Source organism: Zobellella taiwanensis (genome assembly GCF_003012795.1).
Lineage (GTDB): Bacteria > Pseudomonadota > Gammaproteobacteria > Enterobacterales > Aeromonadaceae > Oceanimonas > Oceanimonas taiwanensis.
The window spans coordinates 65,799-92,400 of the sequence record NZ_PXYH01000011.1 but is presented as its reverse complement, the minus strand read 5'-3'; the positions used below and the strand labels follow the sequence as shown (position 1 = coordinate 92,400).

General features: G+C 67.3%; 23 protein-coding genes. 16 read left to right on the top strand and 7 right to left on the bottom strand.

Annotation, left to right across the window (positions count from 1 at the left end; all coding sequences use genetic code 11):
* Positions 1 to 60 precede the first annotated feature (60 nt).
* From glpQ to C7I36_RS09585, 12 genes are all read left to right on the top strand, one after another.
* Complete coding sequence (gene glpQ / locus C7I36_RS09640) at positions 61 to 1,131, top strand: glycerophosphodiester phosphodiesterase (protein WP_106453506.1); 1,071 nt, start codon at positions 61 to 63, stop codon at positions 1,129 to 1,131.
* 479 nt (positions 1,132 to 1,610) lie between these two features.
* Positions 1,611 to 2,648: a phosphate/phosphite/phosphonate ABC transporter substrate-binding protein gene (phnD, locus tag C7I36_RS09635; protein ID WP_106453505.1), complete on the top strand. Its 1,038-nt coding sequence runs from the start codon at positions 1,611 to 1,613 to the stop codon at positions 2,646 to 2,648.
* 307 nt (positions 2,649 to 2,955) lie between these two features.
* Positions 2,956 to 3,717: a phosphonate ABC transporter ATP-binding protein gene (phnC, locus tag C7I36_RS09630; RefSeq protein ID WP_106453504.1), complete on the top strand. Its 762-nt coding sequence runs from the start codon at positions 2,956 to 2,958 to the stop codon at positions 3,715 to 3,717.
* Positions 3,705 to 4,487 carry a phosphonate ABC transporter, permease protein PhnE gene (phnE, locus tag C7I36_RS09625; RefSeq protein ID WP_106453503.1) on the top strand — a complete coding sequence of 261 codons (783 nt, stop codon included), beginning with the start codon at positions 3,705 to 3,707 and terminating at the stop codon, positions 4,485 to 4,487. The genes phnC and phnE (C7I36_RS09625) overlap by 13 nt, the downstream gene beginning before the upstream one ends.
* A 32-nt stretch (positions 4,488 to 4,519) precedes the next feature.
* Positions 4,520 to 5,317 carry a phosphonate ABC transporter, permease protein PhnE gene (gene phnE, locus C7I36_RS09620; protein ID WP_106453502.1) on the top strand — a complete coding sequence of 266 codons (798 nt, stop codon included), beginning with the start codon at positions 4,520 to 4,522 and terminating at the stop codon, positions 5,315 to 5,317.
* The gene (locus C7I36_RS09615) at positions 5,317 to 5,907 is read left to right on the top strand and encodes a histidine phosphatase family protein (protein WP_106453501.1); all 591 of its coding nucleotides are present in this window, start codon (positions 5,317 to 5,319) and stop codon (positions 5,905 to 5,907) included. The genes phnE (C7I36_RS09620) and C7I36_RS09615 overlap by 1 nt, the downstream gene beginning before the upstream one ends.
* A gap of 59 nt (positions 5,908 to 5,966) precedes the next feature.
* Positions 5,967 to 6,530, top strand: a complete 564-nt coding sequence (locus C7I36_RS09610; RefSeq protein WP_106453500.1) for a TetR/AcrR family transcriptional regulator — start codon at positions 5,967 to 5,969, stop codon at positions 6,528 to 6,530.
* Positions 6,531 to 6,632: 102 nt separating this feature from the next.
* On the top strand, positions 6,633 to 7,325 hold the full coding sequence (locus tag C7I36_RS09605) for an MliC family protein (RefSeq protein ID WP_106453499.1): 693 nt from the start codon (positions 6,633 to 6,635) through the stop codon (positions 7,323 to 7,325).
* Between the two features lie 110 nt (positions 7,326 to 7,435).
* On the top strand, positions 7,436 to 8,794 hold the full coding sequence (locus tag C7I36_RS09600) for a hypothetical protein (RefSeq protein ID WP_106453498.1): 1,359 nt from the start codon (positions 7,436 to 7,438) through the stop codon (positions 8,792 to 8,794).
* A gap of 60 nt (positions 8,795 to 8,854) precedes the next feature.
* Positions 8,855 to 10,546 (top strand): transporter substrate-binding domain-containing protein, encoded by a 1,692-nt coding sequence (locus C7I36_RS09595; RefSeq protein WP_106453497.1) that lies wholly within the window; start codon positions 8,855 to 8,857, stop codon positions 10,544 to 10,546.
* On the top strand, positions 10,533 to 11,942 hold the full coding sequence (locus C7I36_RS09590) for a sigma-54-dependent transcriptional regulator (protein WP_219899633.1): 1,410 nt from the start codon (positions 10,533 to 10,535) through the stop codon (positions 11,940 to 11,942). Before C7I36_RS09595 ends, C7I36_RS09590 begins: the two co-directional genes overlap by 14 nt.
* A 346-nt stretch (positions 11,943 to 12,288) precedes the next feature.
* A complete protein-coding gene (locus C7I36_RS09585; RefSeq protein ID WP_106453496.1) occupies positions 12,289 to 13,635 on the top strand; it encodes a dicarboxylate/amino acid:cation symporter in 1,347 nt (448 codons plus the stop codon).
* 163 nt (positions 13,636 to 13,798) lie between these two features.
* Here the strand turns inward: C7I36_RS09585 and C7I36_RS09580 are convergent, their stop codons facing one another.
* The 5 genes from C7I36_RS09580 to C7I36_RS09560 form a co-directional block, all read right to left on the bottom strand.
* Positions 13,799 to 15,448 (bottom strand): electron transfer flavoprotein-ubiquinone oxidoreductase, encoded by a 1,650-nt coding sequence (locus tag C7I36_RS09580; RefSeq protein WP_106453495.1) that lies wholly within the window; start codon positions 15,446 to 15,448, stop codon positions 13,799 to 13,801.
* 235 nt (positions 15,449 to 15,683) lie between these two features.
* Positions 15,684 to 16,613 carry an electron transfer flavoprotein subunit alpha/FixB family protein gene (locus C7I36_RS09575; RefSeq protein ID WP_106453494.1) on the bottom strand — a complete coding sequence of 310 codons (930 nt, stop codon included), beginning with the start codon at positions 16,611 to 16,613 and terminating at the stop codon, positions 15,684 to 15,686.
* On the bottom strand, positions 16,613 to 17,362 hold the full coding sequence (locus C7I36_RS09570; protein WP_106453493.1) for an electron transfer flavoprotein subunit beta/FixA family protein: 750 nt from the start codon (positions 17,360 to 17,362) through the stop codon (positions 16,613 to 16,615). Before C7I36_RS09570 ends, C7I36_RS09575 begins: the two co-directional genes overlap by 1 nt.
* Positions 17,363 to 17,422: 60 nt before the next feature.
* Positions 17,423 to 18,631, bottom strand: a complete 1,209-nt coding sequence (locus C7I36_RS09565; RefSeq protein WP_106453492.1) for a CaiB/BaiF CoA transferase family protein — start codon at positions 18,629 to 18,631, stop codon at positions 17,423 to 17,425.
* A gap of 21 nt (positions 18,632 to 18,652) precedes the next feature.
* A complete protein-coding gene (locus C7I36_RS09560) occupies positions 18,653 to 19,828 on the bottom strand; it encodes an acyl-CoA dehydrogenase (protein ID WP_106453491.1) in 1,176 nt (391 codons plus the stop codon).
* A 106-nt stretch (positions 19,829 to 19,934) separates the two neighbouring features.
* On the opposite strand from C7I36_RS09560, the gene C7I36_RS09555 reads away from it, so the two are divergent.
* From C7I36_RS09555 to C7I36_RS09540, 4 genes are all read left to right on the top strand, one after another.
* On the top strand, positions 19,935 to 20,840 hold the full coding sequence (locus tag C7I36_RS09555; RefSeq protein WP_106453552.1) for a LysR family transcriptional regulator: 906 nt from the start codon (positions 19,935 to 19,937) through the stop codon (positions 20,838 to 20,840).
* A gap of 111 nt (positions 20,841 to 20,951) precedes the next feature.
* Positions 20,952 to 21,884 (top strand): pirin family protein, encoded by a 933-nt coding sequence (locus tag C7I36_RS09550; RefSeq protein ID WP_106453490.1) that lies wholly within the window; start codon positions 20,952 to 20,954, stop codon positions 21,882 to 21,884.
* Between the two features lie 63 nt (positions 21,885 to 21,947).
* Positions 21,948 to 22,205 carry a hypothetical protein gene (locus tag C7I36_RS09545; protein WP_106453489.1) on the top strand — a complete coding sequence of 86 codons (258 nt, stop codon included), beginning with the start codon at positions 21,948 to 21,950 and terminating at the stop codon, positions 22,203 to 22,205.
* Between the two features lie 193 nt (positions 22,206 to 22,398).
* Positions 22,399 to 24,630: an NADP-dependent isocitrate dehydrogenase gene (locus C7I36_RS09540; RefSeq protein ID WP_106453488.1), complete on the top strand. Its 2,232-nt coding sequence runs from the start codon at positions 22,399 to 22,401 to the stop codon at positions 24,628 to 24,630.
* Between the two features lie 66 nt (positions 24,631 to 24,696).
* Here C7I36_RS09540 and C7I36_RS09535 read toward each other — a convergent pair whose 3' ends face one another.
* Complete coding sequence (locus C7I36_RS09535) at positions 24,697 to 25,533, bottom strand: ABC transporter ATP-binding protein (RefSeq protein ID WP_106453487.1); 837 nt, start codon at positions 25,531 to 25,533, stop codon at positions 24,697 to 24,699.
* Positions 25,530 to 26,594: a FecCD family ABC transporter permease gene (locus C7I36_RS09530; protein WP_106453486.1), complete on the bottom strand. Its 1,065-nt coding sequence runs from the start codon at positions 26,592 to 26,594 to the stop codon at positions 25,530 to 25,532. The genes C7I36_RS09535 and C7I36_RS09530 overlap by 4 nt, the downstream gene beginning before the upstream one ends.
* Positions 26,595 to 26,602: the final 8 nt, after the last annotated feature.

Below are 26,602 nucleotides of genomic sequence, written 5' to 3'. Positions count from 1 at the left end.
GGGAGTGTGCCCAAACGGGCATTCACCCTATGGACTTTTCAACGATGAAGGACTGACATCATGACCAAACCCCTGCTGAGCGGCCTGCTGGCCACCACCCTGCTGTGCTCCCCCTGGCTGCAGGCCGAACAGATAGTCGTGGCCCACCGGGGCGCCTCCGGCTACCTGCCGGAGCACACCCTGGCGGCCAAGGCCCTGGCCTACGCCATGAAGCCCCATTACCTGGAGCAGGACCTGGTGATGACCAAGGATGATCGCCTGGTGGTACTGCACGATCACTACCTGGACCGGGTCAGCGACGTGGCCGAACGCTTCCCCGGCCGCGCCCGGGAAGACGGCCGCTACTACGCCATCGACTTCACCCTGGACGAAATCCGCCAGTTGCGGGCCACCGAGGTGTTCAACCAGGACGAAGCCGGCAAACAGAGCGCCGTCTATCCCGGGCGTTTCCCCCTGTGGCAGTCCAGCTTTCGCATTCCCACCTTCGAGGAGGAAATCGAGCTGATCCAGGGCCTGAACAAGAGCCTCGGCCACGACATCGGCATCTACCCGGAGATCAAGGCGAGCTGGCTGCACCACCAGCACGGCAAGGACATTGCCCGCGCCACCCTGGAGGTGCTCAAGCACTACGGCTACACCGGGCGGGACAGCAAGGTCTACCTGCAGACCTTCGACTACAACGAGCTCAAGCGCATCAAGGAGCAGTTGCTGCCGGAATACGGCATGGACATCAAGCTGGTGATGCTGCTGGCCCATACCGACTGGGAGGAAACCTTCGAGCAGGATGCCCAGGGCCGGTGGATCCCCTATGACTACGACTGGATGTTCGAGCCCGACGCCATGGCCACCCTGGCCCGGCACGCGGACGGCGTCGGCCCCTGGATGCCGATGGTGGTGGCCGACGGCTCCACCCCCGGCAACATCGAGCTGACCGGCCTGGCGGCCCGGGCCCAGGCCGCCGGCCTGGAGGTGCACCCCTACACCCTGCGCCTGGACGAAGGCCGGCTGCCCGCCTACGCCGAAAACTTCGAGCAGTTGCTCGACGTCTTCTACAACCAGGCCAGGGTGGACGGGGTCTTTACCGACTTCCCCGACAGGGCCGTCGCCTTTTTGGAACGGCAGGCGAAGTAAGATACCAACCCAGAGCGCCATGTAGTTTCAAAATCAGGCAGGGATGATTCTTGGGGCGCGGGCGGCCCGCCCGCATGAGGATGGCGCCGAGGTGGGCGAAGGCACAGCCCAGCCCGCAATGCCTGTTCTCCCTCGAGCCTCTTTGAACCTGTGGTGTGGCGGGCCAGCCCGAGGGTTCCCGCTGCGCGGGAAAGCAGGCGGGCCGCCTGCGCTCCACCAGTCAGGTGCCAATCTGCAAACGTCGTTTGCCACCGACAAGAGTCGCAGGGGTAAGCGGGCAGTCCACAAGGGACAACCCTGTCCCTTTTTAACAAAACCGGCGGGACAGGACTGTCCCAAAGCCAGTTATCAAACCAGATGAAAAAAGTTAACACATTGAAAATAAAAGATTAAAAATATTGGCACCCATATTGCCATAGGGAAAGGGCAACACCGGGCACCGCCCATACGGAATAATCGACAAGATAAGGACGACAACCATGACCAAAAACCTGATCACCGGCCTGCTGGCCTCCGCCCTGCTCGGCTTCGGCGTCGCCGCCCAGGCCCAGGACTGTCCCCGCGGCGTGCTCGACGACATGTACTGCGACAGCAACGGCGACATGGTGGCCGATACCCCCGCCGACCCCAAGGACTGGAAGGATCCGGGCACCCTGGTATTCACCTACACCCCGGTGGAGGATCCCGCCGTGTACCGGGATGCCTTTGCCGATTTCCAGAACTACCTGAGCGAGAAAACCGGCAAGAAGGTGATCTACTACTCGGTGCACTCCAACTCGGCCCAGGTCGAGGCCATGCGCTCCGGCCGGCTGCACATCGCCGGCTTCTCCACCGGCCCCACCGGCTACGCGGTCAACCTGGCGGGCTATGTGCCCATCGCCGTCAAGGGCACCGAAGACGCCTTCCAGGGCTACAACCTGGTGATGCTGGTGCGCGCCGACAGCGACATCCAGACCATGGAGGACATCAAGGGCAAAACGGTGGCCCACACCTCGGTGTCCTCCAACTCCGGCAACCTGGCACCCCGCGCCCTGTTCCCGCTGATCGGCCTGACCCCGGACGAAGACTACAAGGTGGTCTACTCCGGCAAGCATGACCAGTCGGTGATGGGCGTGCTGTCCGGCGACTACGACGCCGCCCCCGTGGCCTCCGACGTCTACGACCGCATGGTCGAGGCCGGACGGGTCAAGGGCGAGGATTTCCGCACCATTTACACCAGCGCCCGCTTCCCCACCTCCGCCTTCGGCTATGCCCACGACCTGCATCCGGATCTGGTGGCCAGGATCAAGGACGCCTTCGACAGCTACCGCTTCCCGGCAGAAATGCAGGAGACCTTCGGCGGCGCCGATCGCTTCTACCCCATCACCTACAAGGAAGACTGGCAGATCATCCGCGACATCGCCCACGCCACCGGCACCGCCTACACCAAGAACGGCCTGCAGCAACTGGCGGAGAAGGAAGCCGCCGACGCCGCCAAGAAACGGGCCGAAGCCCTGGCGCAACAGGCCCAGCAGTAAAGACCCGGGGCCTGTTTACGCTCTGCAGCATTCGGCCAAAGGGTGCTGCTTGGAACTCTAGTGTCGCCTGCTGACTACATCAACAGGCGACGTCGGGGTTGAAAGAGGCGACAGGGATTGCCTCCGCCGACCGTCACAGGGATGTGCTTGCAGTGTGTCGGTGGAGGTAGCCCTGTTGCCTTTCCTCTGGCCACAACCGGCAAGCCCCGTGGAGATCGTAAACGACCTCAGGAATGACCGCCTGTGACCGGACGCCTTTTCATACAGAGGCGCCCCCTTTTTCCGCTTAACCGCAAGGAAGAACGAGATGACCAGCTCCTACCTGCAGATCAAGCAGCTCAGCCATGCCTACACCCCGGGCAAGCCGATACTGCGCCAGATCGACATCGACATCACCGAACCCGGCATCATCGCCATCATAGGCCCCTCCGGCACCGGCAAAAGCACCCTGTTGCGCTGCATCAACCGGCTGATCACCCCCAGCCAGGGCCAGATCCTGTTCCGGCAGGCAGATCTGGCGGCGGTACGCGGCAAAGAGCTGCGCCGGCTGCGCCGCCATATCGGCATGGTGTTCCAGGAATACAACCTGGTGGAGCGGCTGACGGTACTGGAAAACGTGCTTACCGGCCGGCTCGGCTACATGAGCGCCTGGCAGGCATGGCGCCGCAACTTCGCCCCCGAGGATCTGGCGCGGGCCTTCGAGCTGCTGGAGCAGGTGGGCCTGGCCGACTTCGCCATGCAGCGGGCCGACAGCCTGTCCGGCGGCCAGCGCCAGCGGGTGGGCATCGCCCGGGCCCTGATGCAAAACCCCTATATCCTGCTGGCGGACGAGCCCACCTCGTCGCTCGATCCCAAGACGGCGGTGGAGATCATGGAGCTGATGGACACCCTGGCCGCCAGCCAGGGCATCCCCACCCTGGTCAATATCCACGACGTCAAGCTGGCCCAGCGCTTTGCCCGGCGCATGATCGGCATGAGCGGCGGCCAGGTGGTGTACGACGGCGCGCCCGCCGCCATCACCGACGCCCACCTCAAGCAGATTTACGGAGGTGAATCATGGCTGGTATAGACAGACAACACCCCTTCAGGCAGAGCTGGGCCCTGCGCCTCGGCTGGCTGGCCCTGGCCGCCTATGTGGTTTATGGCTTCGGTGCCATGGATCTCAACTGGGCCCGTTTCGTCGACGGCCTGGGCCACGGCGGCCGCCTGCTGGAGCGGATGTTCCCGCCCAATTTCAGCCGCTGGGAAATCCTGCTGCACGATCTGGTCGAGAGCCTGCAAATCGCCATCATTGCCAGCGTGGCCGGCATTTTCATTTCCCTGTTCGTAGGCCTGCTCGCCGCCCGCAACCTGATGCCCGCCCTGGTCACCTCGCCGGCGCGGGTGCTGATCGCCGTGTGCCGCACCTTCCACCCGGTGATCATCGCCATCCTCTTCGTCAAGGCGGTGGGCTTCGGCGCCCTGGCCGGCATCCTCACCCTGGTGGTGGCCTCGGTGGGCTTTATCGCCAAGCTGTTCGCCGAGGCCATAGAGGAGATTTCGCTCAAACAGGTGGAAGCCATCCGCGCCACCGGCGCCGGTTTCGTCAGCGTCATCCTGTTTGCGGTGCTGCCCCAGGTGTTCTCCCGCTTTATCGGCTTTTCCACCTACCAGCTCGACTCCAACCTGCGCAACTCCACCATGGTCGGCCTGGTCGGCGCCGGCGGCCTGGGCGGCACCCTGTTCGCCGCCTTCCAGCGTTTCGACTACGACTTCGTCACCGCCATCCTGATCACCATCATCGCCCTGATCCTGGTGGGCGAGGCGCTGTCCAACACGGCCCGGAGGATATTCCAGTGAGTCTCTCAACCCCCACCATGGAGCAACCGCCTATGCCCTCTTCCGAACGCCGCTGGCAGCGCTTCACCCCGTTGCAACGCCTGAGCCGCTACCTGGTCTACCTGGTGGTGGTGGCCGCCTTCCTGGTGTCGGTGCGTACCGTGGAAATCATTCCCGAGTTCCTGTTCGACGCCCCGACCCAGATGGCGGACATGTTCTCCCGTATGTGGCCGCTGGAGTGGGCCGCCTACCCGACCACCATCCACGCCGCCCTGATGGAAACCCTGCACATCGCCACCCTGGGCACCCTGCTGTGCCTGCTGCTGGCGGTGCCCCTGGCGCTGCTCAACGCCCGCAACGTAGTAGCCTCGCCCTGGCTGAACTGGCTGGCGCGCTTTTTTCTGGTCTCGTCCCGTTCGGTCAACTCCCTGGTGTGGGCCCTGCTGTTCGTGGCGGTGTTCGGCCCCGGGGTGATCGCCGGGGTGCTGGCGGTAGCGCTGCGTTCGGTGGGCTTTGTCGGAAAGCTGCTGGCCGAGGCCATCGAGGAGATCAATATGGGCTCCATCGAGGCGCTGCGCGCCACCGGCGCCTCCACCGCCAGCGTGCTGCTCAAGGGCTACTGGCCCCAGGTGATGCCGGCCTTTTTCAGCATAGTGCTGTTCCGCTGGGACATTAATGTGCGCGAGTCGGCGGTGCTGGGGCTGGTGGGCGCCGGCGGCATCGGCGTGGTACTGAGCGACGCCATGAATCTCTTTATGTGGGAACGGGTCGCCACCATACTGGTGAGCATACTGGTGGTGGTGCTGCTGGCCGAATGGCTGGTGGTGCAGGTGCGCAAGAGGTTGCTGTAATGACCCTGAACAATCGTTATCTGGTGCTGCGCCACGGCCACAGCCTGGCCAACCAGGCCCATCTGATCATCAGCGATCCGCGCCGGGGCAGCCAGGACTATGGCCTGTCGGCGGCGGGCCGGGACCAGGTGGCCAGCACCCTGGACCACTGGCCCTTGGCCCTCCCCGATCGCATCGTCTGCTCGCCCTTCCTGCGCACCCGGGAAACCGCCGCCCTGGCGGCGGCACGATTCCTGGTGCCGATGAGCGAGGACGCCGCCCTGCGCGAGCGCTTTTTCGGCGAGCTGGACGGCGGCCCGGACCTGCGTTATCCGGATGTATGGCAACAGGACGCCCTGAGCCCGGACCACCATTACGCCGGGGTCGAAAGCCTGGCCCAGGTGGCCGAACGGGGCTGGCGGCTGATCGAGCGGCTGGAGCAGGCCCACCGGGGCCAGACCCTGCTGCTGGTGAGCCACGGCGATACCCTGCAAATCCTGCTGACCCGGGCCCTGGGGCTGCCCCTGACCCGGCACCGGGAACTCAAGCCCCTGGCCACCGCCGAGGTGCGGGAGCTGCTCGTCCCCGCCCGGGCGCGGCAGGCCGGCTGAGCCCGGCGGTACGGCGGCCGGTTACCTATACTCAGGAACACCTGACCGGGGGAGCCGCCATGCCAGCCGACCATCAACGGGACGCCATTCTCGACACCGCCCTGCACCTGGCCCTGCACCAGGGCTGGCAGGATTTCAGCCTGCGGGCACTGGCCGAGGCCAGGGGCCTTTCCCTGGCCGAACTCGCCCGCCATTTCCGCTCCAAGGACGACATGGCCGAGGCCCTGTTCGACCGGGCCGACGCCGCCATGCTGGGCCTGCCCCCGGACGAGGACGAAGCCCTGGCGGAGCGGCTGCTGATCCGCCTCATGGCCTGGCTGGACTACCTGGCGCCCTACCGGCCGCTGGTGCGGGACATGCTGGCCTACAAGCTGGAGCCGGGCCACTTCCACCTGCAGGCCCACGGCATCACCCGCATCAGCCGCACCGTGCAATGGCTGATGAGCGCCGCCGACTGGCAACCCGCCGGCGTTGCCCGTCCGGTCGGCGAGGCGGCGCTCACCGCCCTCTACCTGGCCGCGGTCGCCGCCTTCCTGGTGGACGACAGCGAGCGGCTGGCGCATACCCGCAGCCTGATCCGGGGCCTGCTGTCCTGCCCCGGCCTGCCGGGAGTCAGAAGGTGACGGCCGGCCCGCCGCCGGCCATGGACAAGCCTCCCGCCCGGGGCTAAATTGTAACGGCCCGGGCCCGCCGGCCGTGCCCTTTCTGACCATACGGGAATCCCTATGCATCGCTTTCGCCTGGCGCCCCTGGCGCTGCTCTCCATCCTCGCCCTGAGCGCCTGCTCGGAAGAGCCCCCCGCCGCAACCGCATCGTCCGACGGCAAGCCGGTTGCGGACCCGGGCCCGCTGACCGTGCTGTACCGTTGCGCCCCCGAGCAGGGCGAGCCCTTCGAGTTTCTCGCCCAGTACCATCAGGATGCCCTCGGACTCTGGTTGCCCGACCGTTTCGGCCTGCCCTACCAGCAACTGCCCCAGGTGATCTCCGCCAGCGGCGCCCGCTTCGAAAACGACCAGGCCCTGGTCTGGAACAAGGGCGACACCGCCCTGCTGGAGGTCGCCGGGCGGAGTTACGGCGAATGCCGGGAGGACCGGCACGCCGGCCTGCTCGAAGCGGCCCGCCTGCGCGGCGTCACCCTGAGGGCCACCGGCAACGAGCCCGGCTGGCTGCTGGAGGCGGGCCCGGGCTCACGCCTGGGCTTCAGTTACGACTATGGCAACCACCAGCTGGAGCTGAACGATGCCCGCCCCCTGGACGAAGGCGACGGCCTGGTGGCCGGAGATGGCGAGCGGCGGCTTGAAGTCCGCATCGAGCCGGGTCCCTGCCTGGACACCATGAGCGATCAGTCCTTTCCGCTGAGGGTCGAGGTGCGGCTGGACGGCGAGCGCTACTCCGGCTGCGGCACCCGCCTCGACTGAGCCCCCCGGCCTCGCGCGGGGCCGGGGGGCTTTTCCCTGCCCGGGCAAGGCCCGCCGTTTTCGGTTAAGATATTGTCATATTTCAATTTTTAAGGGCGGACAGGGGCAGCGTGATCACCGTTGAACGCAAGGACGGCTACAGTTTGAAGATTTCCCGCATCCTGCGGGAGGCCACCGAACACCGGCTGGATTGCTATTTGTTCGTGCCCGGCGAGCTGGGCCTGAACAGCCATGTGGTGCCGGAAGACGACTTTTACCACAACGCCATCCACGTCAAGCGCACCTACTTCAGCGATCGCCAGCACCTGCCCCTGGTGCACAGCCGCCTGGCGCGCCGGGGCAAGCTCACCGCCGAGCAGTACCGGCTCAGCCTCAGCCTGTACGGCTACCAGTACGTGGTCGGGCTGGAACAGTCCTGCAGCGAGCTGCGCAACAACCGGGACGGCGTGACCCAACAGGAAGTGGAGGAGGTGGTCGCCCTGGCCCAGGAAATCCTCAAGCGGCTGCGGCGCAACGTGCCCACCGACGACACCCTGCTCAAGTACTACGCCAATATCGATAACTACCTGTCCTGGTTCACCGAACAGCGACTGTTGTCGCTGGTGGCCCACCTGCCGCGCACCGGCGACTACCGGCTGATCAAGCCCCTGCTGCTGGAAGTGTGCCGGATCGAGCGCCAGCACCGGGAGGACCAGCAATACAACGCCAGCCATGCCACCGATTCGCTGTCGCGTATCTCCAACAAGATGCGGCTGCTGCGAAGGCTGATCGAGTACCCGGTGACCCTCAAGGAAAAAACCCGGGAGCTGGGCGGCGGCGAGCAAAAACTGCTCAAGGCCGCGGTCACCGCCGTGGTGATGACCTCGGTCTCGCTGGCCGCCTTTGAGGTGCGCGAAACCCTGGGCGGCATTTCGTTGATGGTGATTTTTGCCCTGGCGCTGCTCTATGCCCTGCGGGAAATCTTCAAGGAGGACCTGCGCGCCACCCTCTGGCGCTGGCTGCGCAAGGGCAGGCCCAAGTGGCGCCGGCAATATTTCGACGTGCACAGCAACCAGCTGGTGGGCCGTCAGCTGGAATGGTTCGACTACCAGCGCGCCAGCCGCCTGGACCAGACCATACGGGCGGCGCGGCGCGCCAGCATCAGCCAGCGGGAAGAAGTGATCATGCGCTATGCCAGCCACTCGCGCATGCTGCCCACCCGCTTTCTGAGCGGTTACGAGCAGACCCGGGAAAGCCTGCAGCTGGATCTGGCGATGCTGGCCCGGCTGATGGAAAAGGGCTCGCACCATGTGTACCAGTTCAAGGACAACCAGGTCGCCCGCCAGCCGGTGGAAAAACGCTACCTGCTCAACCTGGTCACCCGCGAAGTGCAGGGCCAGAACCCGCCGGTGATCCAGCGCTGGAAGGTGGTGATGAGCCGCTCCAAGATAGTCGAAATAGAGGAAATGCCGGTCGCGAACGGGTCCTGACTCGGCCCCGGTGCCACTGGTGCTATACTGTCGCGCTCGTACCGGCGGATACCCTTATCCATGGCAGCAGCAACGCATCCTTTCTTTCGTATTGCCCGTTTGGCGCTGGGCCTGGCCTGGCTGCTCGGCAGCCCGGCCCTGGCCGAGACCATCCGGGTCGGCGGCGACTTCAACTACCCGCCCTACGAATTCATCAACGAGCAGGGCGAGCCCGACGGCTACAACACCGAACTGACCCTGGCCATCGCCGAGGTGATGGGCATGGAAGTGGACATAGTGCTGGGGTCCTGGCAGCAGGCGCGCGAACGCCTGCTCGACGGCCGGCTGGACGTGCTGCAGGGGGCCGTCTTCTCGCCGGAGCGGAGCCGGCAGTTCGCCTTTTCGCCGCCTCATGCGCTGATCAACCACTCCCTGTTCGCCCGCCGGGGCGAGGCGGCCGATGTCACCCTGGCCGAGCTGGCCGGACGGGAGGTGATAGTGCAGCGCGACAGCATCATGCACGAGCAGCTCAGCCGACTCGCGCCACAGGCCCGGCCGGTGCCGGCCGACACCCATTCCGACGCCCTGCGGCTGCTGGCCGCCGGCCGGCACGACTTCGCCCTGGTGGCCAACCTACCCGGCCTCTACCTGGGCCGGGAGCTGGCTCTGTCCAACCTGGCGCCGGTGGGTTCGCCCTTTCCGCCCCAGCGCTACGGCTACATGGTGACCAAGGGCAACGAGGCGCTGCTGGCCCGCTTCAGCGAGGGGCTGGCCATCCTCAAAAACACCGGCCGCCAGCAGGCCCTCTACGACAAGTGGCTGGGCCCGCTGGAAAGCCCGGGCCTGCCCTGGAAGAAAATCGGCCTGGCCGCCGCCCTGGTGTCCCTGCTGCTGTTGCTGGGGCTGGCCGCCATCATGATCTGGAACCGGACCCTGCGCCGGGAAGTGGACCGCCGCAGCCGGGAGCTGGAACGCCAGCAGCAGCAGTTGCTGCAGGCCGACAAAATGGCCTCCCTCGGCATACTGGTGTCGGGCATGGCCCACGAAATCAACAACCCCAGCGGCCTGCTGCTGCTCAACCTGCCGGTCTTGAAGGAAGCCTGCCGGGATGCGGAGGAGATCCTGGAAGCCCACTACCACAGCCACGGGGATTTCTACCTGGGCGGCCTGCCCTACAGCCGCATGCGCGACGAAATCCCGGCCATGCTCGACGACATGCTCACCAGCGCCGACCGCATCCGCCGCATCGTCGACGACCTGCGCGACTTCGCCCGCCAGGGTCCGGGCGAGCTCAACGAGACGGTGGATCTCAACGCCGTGGTGGCCACCGCCATCCGCCTGGTCGACACCAGCCTCCGCCAGGCCAGCCACCACGTCGAGGTGAGCTACGGCGAGGCACTGCCGCCCTTTCGCGGCAATGGCCAGCGCATCGAGCAGGTAGTGATCAACCTCCTGGTCAACGCCTGCCAGGCGCTCACCGGCCCGGAACAGGGCATACGGGTGAGCACCCGCTACCTGGCCGGCAGCCGGGAGCTGTGCCTGGACGTCCGCGACCAGGGCCAGGGCATAGCGCCGGAGCACCTGTCCCGGCTGCGGGATCCCTTTTTCACCACCAAACGCGAACAGGGCGGCATCGGCCTGGGCCTGGCAGTGTCGGCCGGCATAGTGCAGGAGCACGGCGGCCGGCTGGAATACGACTCCATTCAAGGCCAGGGCACTACCGCCACCCTGATCCTGCCCGCATTACAAGGAGAGCAGAGTGATCACCGATAATCGCTATCCCGGCTTCGGCCTGCTGCTGGTGGACGACGAAGCCCCCTTCCTGCGCAGCCTGAGCATCGCCCTGGAACGCCAGGGCATCAACCACCTCCACCGCTGCACCGACAGCCGGGAAGTCATGGCCACCCTGGCCCGGGAGTCCATCGGCCTGGTACTGCTCGACCTGACCATGCCGCACCTGTCCGGCGAGACGCTGCTGGCGCGCATCAAGGAAGAGCACCCGGACATCGGCGTCATCATCCTCAGCGGCCTGAACCAGTTGGAAACGGCGGTCAACTGCATCCGCCTCGGCGCCTACGACTACTTCGTCAAGACCATGGAGGAAGACCGGCTGATCGGCGGCATCCGCCGCGCCATCCAGGACCAGGAAATGCGCCAGGAAAACCAGGAAATGCGCCGCCGCTTCCTCACCGATACCCTGGAGCAGCCCGAAGCCTTCGCCGACATCATCACCCAGGACAAGGCCATGAGATCCGTGTTCCAGTACCTGGAGGCCATTTCGGTCAGCCGCCAGCCGGTACTGATCTGCGGCGAAAGCGGGGTCGGCAAGGAGCTGATCGCCCGGGCCATCCACCGCCTCGGCAACCCCGAAGGGCCCATGGTCAGCGTCAACGTCGCCGGGCTGGACGACAACGTCTTCGCCGACACCCTGTTCGGCCACCACAGGGGCGCCTTTACCGGTGCCGACCGGGCCCGGGCCGGCATGATAGAGCAGGCTGCCGGCGGCACCCTGTTTCTGGACGAGATCGGCGATCTCAGCCAGGCTTCCCAGGTCAAGCTGCTGCGCCTGCTGCAGGAAGGCGAGTACTATCCCCTCGGCAGCGACAGGCCCAAGCGGCTGCGGGCCCGCATCCTGGTGGCCACTCATCAGGATCTGGCCAAAAAACAGCAGGACGGCGGCTTTCGCAAGGATCTCTACTACCGGCTGCGCACCCACCAGGTGGAGATACCGCCCCTGCGCCGGCGCAAGGGCGACCTGCCACTGCTGCTGGCCCACTTCCTGGCCGAGGCCGCCGGGGAGCTGGGCAAGGCGGTGCCCACCCTGCCCCGGGAGCTGCCGGTGCTGCTGGCCAACTATTCCTTTCCCGGCAATGTGCGCGAGCTGCGCGCCCTGGTGTTCGACGCCATGAGCCGCCACCGCAGCCATATGCTGTCGATGGAGGTGTTCCGCCAGGCCCTGGGCCAGGACGGCCCGCCGGTCCAGGACGAACCGGAGCAACCCCTGTTCAGCCAGCTCGACACCCTGCCTACCCTGCAGCAGGCGGGCGAACTGCTGGTGGCCGAGGCCCTGCGCCGGTCCCGGGGCAACCAGTCCCTGGCCGCTCGCCTGCTCGGCATCTCCCAACCGGCCCTGAGCAAGCGGCTGAAAAAAAGCGGCGGGGAAGACTGACCCCGCCAAACCCCTATAACCCGGCCCGGAGCCATAACCAAACAACCATCCACAAGCTTTTGAAATAAAAGTAATAAATCAAAAACCCCGGCGACGCCATAACCCTGGTTATACCCCTAACCAGAGTGGTGACGGACCGTTTTTGTCACATTTAATTCATAAAAAACAATGCGTTAACCAAAAATCAAAAAGTTGGCATCCTGCTTGCTCATTATCCCGGCGCGGTAAACGCCGCCAGCCGCCGGACATTCCGGCTGTGACGACACCGGGAACGCCCCGTTCCCGCTCGGGGCATCAACCTTGATGCCGTTCGGCTCCTTAACATCGGATATGGAGAATCCAGCTGATGACAACCGAAAAGAAAAGACTGTCCCTCACCGGTCGCGTGCTGCTGGGCATGGGCCTCGGCATCCTGGCCGGCTTTATCTTCCGCACCCTGCTGGCCGACGTGGCCCTGGTGCACGACTACCTGGTCAACGGCGCCCTCTATGTGGGCGGCAAAATCTTTATCGCCAGCCTGAGCATGCTGGTGGTGCCCCTGATCTTCGTGTCCCTGGTGTGCGGCACCAGCTCGCTGAAGGATCTGTCCACCCTGGGCCGCCTGGGCGGCAAGACCCTGAGTTTCTACCTGGCCACCACCGCCATCGCCATTACTCTGGCGCTGCTGCTGGGCAGCCTGTTCCAGCCCGGCCAGGGCGTGGACCTGACCACCGCCAGCACCTTCGCCGCCAAGGAGGCACCGTCCCTGGGCGAGGTGTTCATCGGCATGTTCCCCACCAACCCCATCAACTCCATGGCCCAGGGCAACACCCTGCAGATCATCGTGTTCGCGGTGCTGTTCGGCATCGCCATCAGCCTGGCGGGCCAGCCGGGCGAGCGCATCGCCGCCCTGTTCAACGACTTCAATGAAGTGATCATGAAGCTGGTGACCCTGCTGATGAACATCGCCCCCTACGGCGTGTTCTGCCTGATGGCCCAGCTGTTCACCACCCTGGGGCTGGATGCCATCCTCAACCTGGCCGAGTACTTCCTAGTGGTGGCCGGCACCCTGCTGCTGCACGGCGTGGTCGTCTACGGCCTGCTGCTCAAGACCTTTACCGGCCTGAGCCCGCTCATCTTCCTGAAGAAGATGGAAGACGCCATCATGTTCGCCTTCTCCACCGCCTCCTCCAACGCCACCATACCGGTGACCATGGAAACCACCACCCGCCGCATGGGCGTGGACAACAGGGTCGCGTCCTTCACCGTGCCGCTCGGCGCCACCATCAACATGGACGGCACCGCCATCATGCAGGGGGTGGCCACCGCCTTTATCGCCCAGGCCTTCAACATCGACCTGAGCTTCAACGACTACCTGATGGTGATCCTCACCGCCACCCTGGCCTCCGTCGGCACCGCCGGCGTGCCCGGCGTGGGCCTGGTAATGCTGGCCATGGTGCTGAACCAGGTCGGCCTGCCGGTGGAAGGCATCGCCCTGATCATCGGTGTCGACCGCCTGCTCGACATGATCCGCACCGCGGTCAACATCACCGGCGACTCCGTGGTGACCTGCATCGTGGGCAAGAGCGAAGGCGCAATGGACCTGGCCCGCTTCAACGATCCCCACTCCGGCGAACAGGAAGAGGAAATCCGCTTCCCCCGCCGTAACCGAGACGGCGGCAATACCGCCGAGGCGCCGGCCAGCAAGGCCTGACAAACCTCCAGCACAACACCGGCGCCCCAGGGCGCCGGTGTTATTTTAACGGCCTCACCACCTTGGGGGCCGGCGGTCAGCCCCCGTGACGTGTGTACCGGAACGGAAGAAATACAGCCGGGCCCAGGGTTCCCGCTGCGCTCCACGACCGGTGTGGTTTGGGCTACATATTGGGATAACGGGGGCCGCCGCCCCCTTCCGGCGCCGTCCAGTGGATGTTGCCGGCCGGATCCTTGATGTCGCAGCTCTTGCAGTGCAGGCAGTTCTGGCCGTTGATCTGCAGCCGCTCGCCGGCGGGCCCGGCGACGATTTCATAAACGCCGGCGGGACAGTAGCGCTGGGCCGGCTCGGCGTACCGGGGCAGGTTGTCGCGTACCGGCAGGGCGGGATCCGCCAGTTGCAGGTGGCAGGGCTGATCCTCCCGGTGACCGACGTTGGCCAGGTGGACGGACGACAGCCTGTCGAAGGACAGCACCCCGTCCGGTCTGGGATAGTCGATTTTGCGGCTGGCATCGGCCGGCTGCAGCCCTTCGGCGTCGCCCCGGCGGCAGTGCAGGGTAAAGGGCAGCCGGCCGCCGAACAGCTTCTGCTCCGCCCAGTTGAAGGCCCCGCCCGCCCAGGGCCCCAGCCGGCGCAGCGCCGGGCCGAAATTGCGGCCCCGGTACAGTTCGTCGAACAGCCAGGAGTCCCGGTAGCGGCGCTCGAAATCGACCAGTTCCCGACCACCCTCGTCGCCCTGCGCCAGCGCCTCCCCCACCGCTTCCGCCGCCAGCAGGCCCGACTTCATCGCCGTGTGGCTGCCCTTGATACGGGCCACGTCCAGGGTGCCCGCGTCGCAGCCGATCAGCAGGGCTCCCGGCATCGTCATCTTCACCAGTGCATTGAAGCCGCCCTTGGCGATGGCCCGGGCGCCGTAGGCCACCCGCCGGCCGCCCGCCAGCTCGGCCGCCAGCAGCGGGTGGGTCTTGAGCCGCTGGAATTCCTCGAAGGGACTCAGCCAGGGATTGCGGTAGTCGAGGTCGACGATCAGGCCCACCACCGCCTGCCCGCCCTCGCCGTGGTAGAGGAAAAAGCCGCCGCCGGCCTCGCCGCCGAGCGGCCAGCCCGCGCCGTGGATCACCCGGCCGGGCCGGTATTTGGCCGGATCCAGATCCCACAGCTCCTTCAGCCCCAGGCCGTAGTGCTGGGGATCCCGGCCCCGGTCCAGGCCGAAGCGGGCGATCAGCTGCTTGCCCAGATGGCCCCGGCAGCCCTCGGCGAACAGGGTATAGCGGGCGCGCAGCTCCATGCCCGGCATAAAGCCGGGCCCGGGCTCGCCGTCCCGGCCCCGGCCCATGTCGCCGGTGACGATGCCGGCCACGGCGCCGTCCTCCCGGTAGAGCACCTCGGCGGCGGCAAAGCCGGGGTAGACTTCCACCCCCAGCGCCCGGGCCTGCTCCGCCAGCCAGCGGCAGAGGTTGCCCAGGCTGACGATATAGTGCCCGCCGTTGTGCATGGACTCGGGCACCAGGGCGACGGGCAGCCGCCGCGCCCGCTGCGCGTCGCGCAGCAGGTAGACCTCGTCTTCCGCCACCCGGGTGTGCAGCGGCGCCCCCCGCTCGCGCCAGTCCGGGAACAGCTCGTCCAGCGCCCGGCTGTCGAACAGTGCCCCCGACAGGATATGGGCGCCCACCTCGGCCCCCTTCTCCACCACGCAGACGCTGATGGCGCGGCCCTCGGCCCTGGCGTCCAGCGCCAGCCGGCAGGCCGCCGCCAGCCCCGCCGGCCCGGCCCCCACCACGACCACATCGAATTCCATAAACTCCCGTTGCATACCGCTCTCCCTGTTGTTCTGTGCCGTCTTAACAGCTGCTCATGATCTTCACGGGTTCAGAGCCCGGCGAAGACAGAGCAGGCGACATTAATGTGTTGAGGAGGACAAAGGGTGCAGCTCCGCCGGCCCTCCGCGCCAGGGAGGGCGCGGTGGAGCCTACATGGATGGATTTACGGCGTGCCGGCGGAGTTGTGCGCTTTGGCCGATGGCATCCGGCTCGTCGTGTTACAGCCCCCTACAGCAGCCGCTCCAGCTCGGGCAGGATCTCGAACAGATCGCCCACCAGGCCGTAGTCCGCCACCTGGAAGATGGGCGCCTCCTCGTCCTTGTTGATGGCGACGATCACGCCCGAGTCCTTCATGCCCGCCAGGTGCTGGATGGCGCCGGAAATGCCCACGGCGATGTACAGCCGGGGCGCCACTATCTTGCCGGTCTGGCCCACCTGCAGATCGTTGGCCACCATGCCCGCGTCCACCGCCGCGCGGGAGGCGCCGACCGCGGCCCCCAGCTTGTCGGCCAGGCGATACAACAGCTCGAAATGGTCGCGGCTCTGCAGGCCGCGCCCGCCCGCCACCACCACCCGGGCCGCGCCCAGCTCCGGCCGTTCGGACCGGCTCAGTTCCTCGCCGATCACCCGCGACAGGCCGCTGTCGGCGGGGCTGTCGATGGCCGTGATGGGGGCCTTGCCTCCCTCTGCCGCCACCGGCTCGAAGGCCGAGGCGCGCACCGTGATCACCTTGACCGCAGCGTTGGAGCGCACGGTGGCGATGGCGTTGCCCGCATAGATGGGCCTCTGATAGGTGTCGGCGTCGAGCACGGCGGTGATGTCGGACACGGGATCCACCCCCAGCAGCGCCGCCACCCGCGGCATCAGGTTCTTGCCGTTGGCGCTGGCCGGCGCCAGCAGGTGGGAGTAGTCCCCGGCCAGCCCGGCCACGAGCGGCGCCAGGTTTTCGGGCAGCGGATGCCGGTGCCAGGGCGCATCCGCCAGCAGCACCCGGGTCACGCCCGGGATCCCGGCGGCGGCCTCGGCCGCCTCCCGGCAGTCGGACCCGGCCACCAGCAGCTGGAGGTCGTCACCCAGTTGGCGGGCGGCCGCCAGGGTGTTGAGGGTCGCCTCGCCCAGCCGGCGGTGGTTGTGTTCGGCAATAACCAGAATAGCCATCAGATCACCTTTGCTTCGTGTTTGAGTTTGTCGACCAGCTCGGCCACGCTGCCCACCCGGACTCCGGCCCGGCGCGGAGCCGGCGGCTCCACCCTGAGGGTGGTCAGGCCGGATGCCGGCTCGACGCCGAGCCCCGCGGCGGCGAGCACCTCCAGGGGCTTGCTCCTGGCCTTCATGATGTTGGGCAGGGAGGCGTAGCGCGGCTGGTTGAGCCGCAGGTCGGTGGTGATCACCGCCGGCAGGGCCAGCTCCAGGGTCTGCAGGCCGCCGTCCACCTCCCGGGTCACCCGCACCTTGCCGTCGGCGAAGGCCAGGGCCGAGGCGAAGGTGCCCTGGGGCAGGCCGGCCAGGGCGGCGAGCATCTGGCCGGTCTGGTTGTTGTCGGAATCGATGGCCTGCTTGCCCAGCAGCACCAGGTCGGGCCGCTCCCGGTCGACCACCGCCTTGAGCAGCCGGGCCAGGGCCAGGGCGCCGGGCTCGGCGTCGGTTTCCACCAGCAGGGCCCGATCGGCGCCCAGCGCCAGGGCCGCGCGCAGCTGCTCCTGGGCCTGGGCCGGGCCCACCGACACCACCACCACTTCCCGGGCCAGGCCCTGCTCCTTGAGCCGCACCGCCTCTTCCACCGCGATCTCGCAGAAGGGATTCATGCTCATCTTGACGTTGGCCAGCTCCACCCCCCCGTGATCGGGCCTGACCCGGACCCTGACGTTGTAATCGACGACCCGTTTAACGGTTACCAGTACTTTCATCGCAATACCTCGGTTTCAATCCCAAAAACAGCGGCCGGCCTGACCGGCCCGCGCCATGTCTCAAATCACCGCCTCCGCCCGCAGGCGGCGGATTTCGGCCTCGTCCAGGCCGAGCCGCTCCGCCAGTACCCGGCCGGTGTCGGCCCCGAGCCGGGGCGGCGCGCGCCGGCAGGCCAGCGGGGTGGCGGACAGGCGGATGGGGTTGCCCAGCAGCCGCAGGGCCGGTGCCAGGGGGTGGTCCAGCTCCAGCACCATGCCCCGGTGGCGGAGCTGGGGATCGGCGAACACCTGGTCGACGGTGTTGATGGGGCCGCAGGGCACGCCCGCCGCCTCCAGCCGGTGCAGCCAGTCGGCCGTGGTCCGGCCGCGCAGCACGGGCGCCAGCCGGGCGATCAGTTCCTCCCGATGCGCCACCCGGGCCCGGTTGCCGGCGTAGCGTTCGTCGCTCGCCAGACCGGGGCAGGCCGCCGCCTCGCAGAAGGCGCGGAACTGGCCGTCGTTGCCCACCGCCAGCAGCAGGTGGCCGTCGGCGGTGGCGAACACCTGGTAGGGCACTATGCTCGGGTGGGCGTTGCCCATGCGCGCCGGTACCTTGCCCCCGACCAGGTAGTTGTTGGCCTGGTAGGACAGCAGGGAGGTGGCCACGTCGAGCAGCGCCAGGTCGATGTGCTGGCCCTCGCCGCTGCGCTCCCGGTGGGTCAGGGCCGCCAGTATGGCCAGGGCGGCGTAGAGGCCGGTGCACAGATCGGTGATCGCCACCCCCGTCTTCATGGGCTCGCCGTCCGCCTCGCCGGTGATGCTCATCAGGCCGCTCATGCCCTGCACCAGCAGGTCGTAGCCGGGCCGGTCGGCGTAAGGGCCGTCCTGGCCGAAGCCGGTGATGGAGCAGTAGACGAGCCGGGGGTTGAGCGCCTTCAGGGCCGGGTAGTCCAGGCCGTAGCGGGCCAGGCCGCCGCGCTTGAAGTTTTCGATGACCACGTCGGAGCCGGCCGCCAGCCGGCGCACCAGCGCCTGGCCCTCGGGCCGGGTGAGATCGATGGTGACCGACGCCTTGCCCCGGTTGGCGCTCAGGTAATAGGCGCTCTCCGGGGTGGCGGCGCCCTCTTCGTCGGCGAGAAAGGGCGGGCCCCAGCGGCGGGTGTCGTCCCCCTCTCCCGGCCGTTCCACCTTGGTCACCTCGGCGCCCAGGTCGGCCAGCAGCTGTCCGGCCAGGGGCCCCGCCAGCACCCGGCTCAGATCCAGTACCTTAAGTCCGTGCAATGCGCTCATCACGCCTCCTTGCCGCCGGCGCTAGAACGCCGCCAGTCCGGTCTGTGCCCGGCCCAGGATCAGGCCGTGAATGTCGTGGGTGCCCTCGTAGGTGTTCACCGTTTCCAGGTTGATCATGTGGCGGATCACCTGGAACTCCTCCGAGATGCCGTTGCCCCCGTGCATGTCCCGGGCCACCCGGGCGATGTCCAGTGCCTTGCCGCAGTTGTTGCGCTTGATCAGGGACACCACCTCCGGCGACCAGCTGCCTTCGTCCATCATGCGCCCCACCCGCAGGGCGGCCTGCAGCCCCAGGGCGATCTCGGTCTGCATGTTGGCAAGCTTCAGCTGCACCAGCTGGGTCGCGGCCAGGGGGCGGCCGAACTGCTTGCGGTCCAGGGTGTAGCGGCGCGATGCCTGCCAACAGAACTCGGCGGCACCCATCACCCCCCAGGCGATGCCGTAGCGGGCCTTGTTCAGGCAACTGAAGGGCCCGCCCAGGCCGCTGGCCCCGGGCAGCAGGTTGACGTCCGGCACAAAGGCGTCGTCGAGCACCAGCTCGCCGGTGATCGAGGCCCGCAGCGACTGCTTGCCCTTGATCGTGGGCGCGCTGAAGCCCTGGGTGCCGCGCTCCACGATAAAGCCCTTGATTTTGCCCTCGTGGGCGTCGGAGCGGGCCCAGACGATCGCCAGATCGGCGATGGGGCTGTTGGTGATCCACATCTTCTGGCCGCTCAGCAGGTAGCCGCCGTCCACCTTGCGGGCCCGGGTCAGCATGGATCCCGGATCCGAGCCCGCGTCCGGCTCGGTCAGCCCGAAGCAGCCGATGAGTTCGCCGCTCGCCAGCCGGGGCAGGAAGCGCTGCTTCTGCTCCTCGCTGCCGAAGGTGAAGATGGGGTGCATCACCAGGGAGGACTGCACGCTCATGGCGGAGCGGTAGCCGGAGTCGATCCGCTCCACTTCCCGGGCCACCAGGCCGTAGGCCACATGGCTGGCGCCGGCGCAGCCGTATTCCGCCGGCAGGGTGGCGCCGAGCAGGCCCATCTCTCCCATTTCCCGCAGGATCTCGGGGTCGAAGCTTTCCTCGGCGTAGCCGGCGATCACCCGGGGCGACAGCCGTTCCTCGCAGTACTGCCGGGCCGCGTCGCGGATCATCCGCTCCTCGTCGGTCAGCTGTTCATCCAGTAAAAAGGGGTCTTCCCATGTCATGGGTCGCATTGCCGTTCTCCTTGTCTGTCCCTGTTCTGCCCAGCTTGTCGCATTTATCGCCAGACGAAAAAGATATAATCGGTATACGAGAGTTAACAATTTGATCTGGGTCGCCATGGATTTGAGGCAACTGCGTTATTTCGTGACCATAGTGGAGTCGGGATCCTTCTCCCGGGCGGCGGAGCTGCTGTACGTGGCCCAGCCGGCCCTGAGCCGGCATGTGCGGGAGCTGGAGGAGGAGTTCGGCTGCGCCCTGCTGGTCCGCTCGGCCCGGGGCATCAGCCCCACCGACAGCGGCCGGCACCTGGTGCAAAGGGCCAAGGCGCTGCTGGCCGAGGCCGCCGGGCTGCGCGACGAGGTGCGCGGCATCGAGGCCTGCCCCTCCGGGCCCGTGGTGGTCGGCATTCCCACCTCCCTTGGGCCCCTGCTCAGCGTGCCCCTGGCGCTGCAGGTGCGCCAGCAGTTGCCCGAGGTACAGCTGCGGCTGACCGAAGGGCTCTCGGGCCACATGCGGGAATGGCTGCAGGACGACAAGCTGGACCTCGGCCTGCTGTTCGACTGCGAGGGGCATCCTGGCCTGGCCGCCGAGGAGGTCGCCCGGGAGCGGCTGCGGCTGGTGCTGCCGCCCGGCGACGAGCGCTTTGCCGGGCGCGACCGCCTGACCCTGGCCGAGCTGCTGGCACTGCCGCTGATCCTGCCGGGCCGCCCCCACCGCCTGCGGGAAGAGCTGGAGAGCGCCGCCCTGCTGCTGCACCGCCCGCTGCGGGTGGTGCTGGAAATGGACGCCCTGGATCAGATCAAGGCCCTGGTCGAGGCCGGCGCCGGCTACTCGGTGCTGTCCCGGCGGGTGGCCGACGCGCCCCGGCCCCTGCCCTCGCTGCCGATCACCGAGCCGGAAATAGAACGCCGTATCTTCCTGGCCCATGCCCGCCACAAGCCCCTGAGCGTGGCGGCCCGGGCGGTACGAACGCGGCTGCTGGCGCTGGTTGGCGGGATCCGGGAGTGGGGCGACGGGTATTAGCCCCGGCGACACGGCCATAATCGGTCATGGGCCCGGTCATGGGCCCGATAAGGCGCTAACCTTAGCGGAGCGGTGACAAGGCACCCTGTCCAGCCCTTTTCCGGAGGTTCCATGAGCAATACCCGATGGTCGGCGAGCTTCGGCTCTTCCCGCGACTGCCCGCGGGTGGAGGGCGAGCGCCAGATACAGCGCATAGCACCGCGCCTCGCCGAGGTGGGCGGCATTCCCGTGGCCCGGGTGCTGCCGGTGCGTGAGCGGCGGCTGATCGGCGCCTGGTGTTTTCTCGATCACGCCGGCCCCGCCGACTTCGCCCCGGGCGAGCCCGGCATGCGGGTGGGGTCCCATCCGCACATCGGCCTGCAGACCTTTACCTGGATGCTGGCAGGCGAGGTGCTGCACCGGGACAGCCTGGGCCACCGGCAGCTGATCCGCCCCGGCCAGGTCAACCTGATGACCGCCGGCCACGGCATCGCCCACACCGAGGAATCGGTGCCCGGCCAGGGCCGGCTGCACGCCGCCCAGCTGTGGATTGCCCTGCCCGAGGCCGACAAGGACACCCCGCCCCGTTTCGACCACTACCCCAGGCTGCCCGCCTGGTCCCAGGGCGGCGTCGACTTCACCCTGCTAATAGGCGACTACCTGAGCCACAAGGCCCCCACCCTCAGCTTCTCGCCCCTGCTGGGCATGGATCTGCACAGCCCCCGGGGGGCAACGCTGAGCCTCCCCCTGCGCCCGGAGTTCGAATACGGCCTGTTCGTGCTGGAAGGCCGGCTGGCGCTTGGCGCAGCAAACGTTGCGGAGAACGAGCTGGCCTACCTGGGCCTGCGCCGGGAACAGCTCACCCTGACCCTGGCCCCCGGCGCCCGGGTGCTGCTGGTGGGCGGCGAGCCGCTGGACGAGGACATCTACATCTGGTGGAACTTCGTCGGCCACAGCAGGGACGACATCGCCCAAGCCCTGGCCGACTGGAACGCGGGCGCCGAGCGCTTCGGCAAGGTGGAGGGCGACGACGGGGAGCCATTGCCCGCCCCCGAGCTGCCCTGAGAGGATTGCCCCGCCCGGCATAACGGGTAATGATGGAGCCCATTGTCCTTGTCGAGGAGCGCCATGGCCGCCTTACCTCTTCACGGCCGGAGGAGCCTCCGTCCGACCCGCCTTGCCGGCCTGGTGCTGGCCGCCCTCGCCTTCGCTCCCCGGGCGGAAGACAGGGTGGCCCTGAGCCCCTCCGAACAGGCCTATATCGCCGCCCACCCCGAGGTCAGCCTGTGCGTCGACCCGGACTGGTGGCCCTTCGAGTCCATCGACCGGCAAGGCCGCCATGTGGGCATCGCCGCCGAGCCAGTGTGCATAAAAATGTTTTTATAGTGATTAAATTCACACCAATTAGGCGAGCCAGTCGACAGAATTCGTGCTACCCCCTTAAGTCTTGTGCGCGAACGTCATACAATGCCCGCCGGAAATGCAATCCAGCGGCGCTGGCCAGCGACGGCGGCCACCACAAGTGGATGCCATGCCCAGCCGTTGATCCCCCACCCAACAAGCAGGGAAATAGCGAATAATGACAACTAAAGAATCGACCATCGTCTATACCTTGACCGACGAAGCTCCCGCACTGGCCACCTACTCCTTGTTGCCCATAGTGCGCACCTTCACCAGTGCCGCCGGCATCAAGGTCACCCTCAGCGATATCTCCCTGGCCGGTCGCGTCCTGGCCGCCTTCCCCGAGCACCTGACCGAGGCCCAGCGCGTGACCGACGGCCTGGCCGAACTGGGCCAGCTGACCCAGGACCCCCACGCCAACATCATCAAGCTGCCCAACATCAGCGCCTCCGTGCCCCAGCTGCGCGCCTGCATCAAGGAGCTGCAGTCCCAGGGTTACGCGGTGCCCGACTTCCCCGAAGCGCCCGCCAGCGACGAAGAAAAGGCGATTCGCGACACCTATTCCAAGATCCTCGGCAGCGCCGTCAACCCGGTACTGCGCCAGGGCAACTCCGACCGCCGCGCCCCGGCCGCGGTCAAGGCCTTCGCCCGCAAGTACCCCCACTCCATGGGTGCCTGGAGCAAGGCCTCCCGCTCCCACGCCGACTACATGAACGGCGGCGACTTCTTCTCCAGCGAACAGTCCGTGACCATGGACAAGGCGCAGACCGTGCGCATCGAGTTCGTGGACCAGGCCGGCAAGGTGGAAGTGAAAAAAGAACTGGCGCTGCAGGCCGGCGAAGTGCTCGACAGCATGTTCATGAGCGCCAGGGCGCTGGACGCCTTCTTCGAGCAGACCCTGCAGGACTGCAAGGAAACCGGCGTGATGTGGTCCCTGCACGTCAAGGCCACCATGATGAAGGTGTCCCACCCCATCGTGTTCGGCCACGCGGTCAAGGTGTTCTACCGCGAGGTGTTCGAAAAATACGGAAAGCTGTTCGAGGAGCTGGGCGTCAACCCCAACAACGGCATGAGCAGCGTGCTGGAAAAGATCAAGACCCTGCCCCAGTCCACCCAGGATGAAATCGAGCAGGCCATCCACGACTGCTACGAGCACCGCCCGGAAATGGCCATGGTCGACTCGGTCAAGGGCATCACCAACCTGCACGTGCCGAGCGACGTCATCGTGGACGCCTCCATGCCCGCCATGATCCGCAACTCCGGCCAGATGTGGGGCCGCGACGGCAAGCAGAAGGACACCAAGGCGGTCATGCCCGAGTCCACCTATGCCCGCATTTACCAGGAAGTGATCAACTTCTGCAAAACCAACGGTGCCTTCGATCCGCGCACCATGGGCACAGTGCCCAACGTGGGCCTGATGGCGATGAAGGCCGAGGAATACGGCTCCCACGACAAGACCTTCGAACTGGCCGCCGACGGCACCATGCGCGTGGTGGCCGAGAACGGCGAAGTGCTGATGCAGCACCAGGTGGAGAAGGGCGACATCTGGCGCGCCTGCCAGACCAAGGACGCCGCCATCCGCGACTGGGTCAAGCTGGCCGTCAACCGCGCCCGCAACTCCAATACCCCGGCCGTGTTCTGGCTGGACGCCGAGCGCGCCCACGACAATGAGCTGCGCAAGAAGGTGGAAGCCTACCTGCAGGAGCACGACCTGAGCGGGCTGGACATCCACATCATGTCCTACAACGAAGCCATCCGCTTCTCCATGGAGCGCATGAAGCGCGGCCAGGACACCATTTCCGTCACCGGCAACGTGCTGCGCGACTACCTGACCGACCTGTTCCCGATCATGGAACTGGGCACCTCCGCCAAGATGCTGTCCATCGTGCCCATGCTGGCCGGCGGCGGCATGTACGAAACCGGTGCCGGCGGCTCCGCGCCCAAGCACGTGCAGCAGCTGATGGAAGAAAACCACCTGCGCTGGGACTCCCTGGGCGAGTTCCTGGCCCTGGCGGTGTCCCTGGAAGAGCTGGGCATCAAGGAAGGCAACGCCCGTGCCAAGATCCTGGCCAAGTGCCTGGACAAGGCCACCGAGCTGCTGCTGGACAACGGCAAGTCCCCGTCCCGCCGCGCCGGCGAGCTGGACAACCGGGGCAGCCACTTCTACCTGGCCATGTACTGGGCCAATGAACTGGCCGCCCAGGCCGAGGATGCCGAACTGGCCGCCCACTTCGCGCCCCTGGCCAAGGCCCTGACCGAGCACGAGGCCAAGATAGTGGCCGAGCTGAACGCGGTACAGGGCCAGCCCGCCGGCCTGAACGGCTACTACCACGTCGATCCGGCCGCGGTGGAGAAGGTGATGCGTCCCAGCGCCACCCTCAACCAGGACCTGGCCGCCCTCAACGGCTAAGCCCGCGAGCGAAAAAAGCCCCGGCACCGCAAGGTGCCGGGGCTTTTTCATGGCCGCGCGCCGGGTTCAGGCCGTACGCCGGACCCGGCGCACATTGCTCAGCATGGGGTTGCCGTTGACCGGATCGGGGATGATGTCGCAATGCACGTCATACAGCCGGTACACCAGCTCGGGGGTGAGGATTTGCCGCGGCGCACCGCTGGCAATGACCCGGCCGTCGCGCATGGCCACCAGCTGGTCGGCATAGCGGCAGGCGCTCATCAGATCGTGCACCACCATGGCAATGGTCTTGCCGCGCCCGGCCAGGGTTCGGATCAGTTCGAAAATCTCGATCTGGTGGCCCAGATCCAGCGCCGAGGTCGGCTCGTCCAGCAGCAACAGCGGCGTGGCCTGGGCCATGGCCATGGCAATCCAGGCCCGCTGCCGCTGGCCGCCGGACAACTGATCCAGCACCCGGTGCTCCATGCCGACCAGATCCGCCGCGTCCAGCGCCTCGGCCACAATGGCCTCGTCCTCGGCGGACCACTGGCTCAGCCAGCCCTGGTGGGGCTGGCGGCCAAAACGCACCAGGTCGAGCACCGTCATCCCCTCGGGGGCGGCGGTATCCTGGGGCAGCAGGGCCAGCCGGCGGGCGATCTCCCGGCTGGGCCGGCGGTGGATGTCGGCACCGTCGAGCAGGATCTGCCCGCCCCTGGGCCGGAGCACCCGCGCCAGGGCATTGAGCAGGGTCGACTTGCCACAGCCGTTGGGGCCGACGATGGCGGTAACCTGGCCGTTGGCCAGGCTCAGATCCAGGCCATCGACGATGATCTGGCGATCGTGGCCCAGCACCAGCCGGCGGGCCTCCAGGCCGACGCCCGGGGTAACGGCGGCCAGGGAGTTGAGAGGGACAGCAGCATTCATGACCGGCTCCGGAAAGAAGGGTTCAACAACATCCACAGCAGATAGGGACTGCCGACCACGGCGGTCACTATGCCTACCGGGATTTCCATCGGCGCCAGCAGCCGCCGGCCGGCCAGGTCCGCCAGCAGCATCAGCAGGGCGCCGGCCAGGGCCGAGGCCAGCACGGGCACCCCCCGGTGGCGGCACAGCATCCGCGCGATTTCCGGCCCCAGCAGTGCCACCAGCCCGACCGGGCCGGCCACCGCCACCGCCAGCCCGGTAAGGCTGACCGACAGCAGCAGGCACAGGGCCCGCACCCGGCGCAGGCGGGCGCCCAGGCCAATGGCGACGGGGTCGGCAAACTGCAGCAACTGCAATGCGCGCACCAGCCGCAGCGCCCAGCCCAGGCCCAGCGCCAGCCCCAGGCCCAGCAACGCCGTCGCCTGGGGCGAACGGGCGTTGAGGCTGCCCACCGTCCAGGGAAAGGCGGCGTTGGCCTGATCTATCGGCACCCGGCTCAGCATCAGCTGGGTCAGGGCGCCGGCAATGGCGCCCACCCCCAGGCCGACGATAATAAAGCGATAGCCCCGGGTGCCGCTGCCGCCGGCCAGGCCGAACACCAGCACGGTAGCGGTCACGGCGCCGGCCAGGGCCATGGCCGAGGGCGCCAGGGACAGCCCCACCCCCACCACGGAGGCCACCGCAAAGGCGGTGGCGGCGTTGTCGATGCCGATGATGCCGGGCGTGGCCAGGCGGTTGCGGGCCAGGGTCTGCATCAGGCAGCCGGACAGGGCGAAGGCGGCGCCGGTGGCCATGCCCGCCAGCACCCGGTGCAGGCGCAGTTGATGCACCACCAACTGGTGCATGGCCGGCCCCTCGCCCCAGAGGGCGCGCCACACCTCGGCCGGGCCCAGGCTGACGCTGCCCAGGCCCAGGGCCAGTATGGCCACCGCCAGCAGCGCCAGCGTCAGCAGCAGGTTGACCACCAGTGCGCGCCGGGGCAGCAGCAGGCTGACACCCCGCCAGCGCAGCCGCCAGTGGTGGGGCAGGTGCAGGGCGGGAGACGGGGAAACAGGGTTCATCACATTGC

Bases quoted from the DNA above. Each gene is read 5' to 3' on its own strand.
- glpQ (WP_106453506.1), top strand. From the start codon at position 61: ATGACCAAACCCCTGCTGAGCGGCCTGCTGGCCACCACCCTGCTGTGC.
- phnD (WP_106453505.1), top strand. From the start codon at position 1,611: ATGACCAAAAACCTGATCACCGGCCTGCTGGCCTCCGCCCTGCTCGGC.
- phnC (WP_106453504.1), top strand. From the start codon at position 2,956: ATGACCAGCTCCTACCTGCAGATCAAGCAGCTCAGCCATGCCTACACC.
- phnE (WP_106453503.1), top strand. From the start codon at position 3,705: ATGGCTGGTATAGACAGACAACACCCCTTCAGGCAGAGCTGGGCCCTG.
- phnE (WP_106453502.1), top strand. From the start codon at position 4,520: ATGCCCTCTTCCGAACGCCGCTGGCAGCGCTTCACCCCGTTGCAACGC.
- C7I36_RS09615 (WP_106453501.1), top strand. From the start codon at position 5,317: ATGACCCTGAACAATCGTTATCTGGTGCTGCGCCACGGCCACAGCCTG.
- C7I36_RS09610 (WP_106453500.1), top strand. From the start codon at position 5,967: ATGCCAGCCGACCATCAACGGGACGCCATTCTCGACACCGCCCTGCAC.
- C7I36_RS09605 (WP_106453499.1), top strand. From the start codon at position 6,633: ATGCATCGCTTTCGCCTGGCGCCCCTGGCGCTGCTCTCCATCCTCGCC.
- C7I36_RS09595 (WP_106453497.1), top strand. From the start codon at position 8,855: ATGGCAGCAGCAACGCATCCTTTCTTTCGTATTGCCCGTTTGGCGCTG.
- C7I36_RS09585 (WP_106453496.1), top strand. From the start codon at position 12,289: ATGACAACCGAAAAGAAAAGACTGTCCCTCACCGGTCGCGTGCTGCTG.
- C7I36_RS09580 (WP_106453495.1), bottom strand. From the start codon at position 15,448: ATGCAACGGGAGTTTATGGAATTCGATGTGGTCGTGGTGGGGGCCGGG.
- C7I36_RS09575 (WP_106453494.1), bottom strand. From the start codon at position 16,613: ATGGCTATTCTGGTTATTGCCGAACACAACCACCGCCGGCTGGGCGAG.
- C7I36_RS09570 (WP_106453493.1), bottom strand. From the start codon at position 17,362: ATGAAAGTACTGGTAACCGTTAAACGGGTCGTCGATTACAACGTCAGG.
- C7I36_RS09565 (WP_106453492.1), bottom strand. From the start codon at position 18,631: ATGAGCGCATTGCACGGACTTAAGGTACTGGATCTGAGCCGGGTGCTG.
- C7I36_RS09560 (WP_106453491.1), bottom strand. From the start codon at position 19,828: ATGCGACCCATGACATGGGAAGACCCCTTTTTACTGGATGAACAGCTG.
- C7I36_RS09555 (WP_106453552.1), top strand. From the start codon at position 19,935: ATGGATTTGAGGCAACTGCGTTATTTCGTGACCATAGTGGAGTCGGGA.
- C7I36_RS09550 (WP_106453490.1), top strand. From the start codon at position 20,952: ATGAGCAATACCCGATGGTCGGCGAGCTTCGGCTCTTCCCGCGACTGC.
- C7I36_RS09545 (WP_106453489.1), top strand. From the start codon at position 21,948: ATGGCCGCCTTACCTCTTCACGGCCGGAGGAGCCTCCGTCCGACCCGC.
- C7I36_RS09540 (WP_106453488.1), top strand. From the start codon at position 22,399: ATGACAACTAAAGAATCGACCATCGTCTATACCTTGACCGACGAAGCT.
- C7I36_RS09535 (WP_106453487.1), bottom strand. From the start codon at position 25,533: ATGAATGCTGCTGTCCCTCTCAACTCCCTGGCCGCCGTTACCCCGGGC.
- C7I36_RS09530 (WP_106453486.1), bottom strand. From the start codon at position 26,594: ATGAACCCTGTTTCCCCGTCTCCCGCCCTGCACCTGCCCCACCACTGG.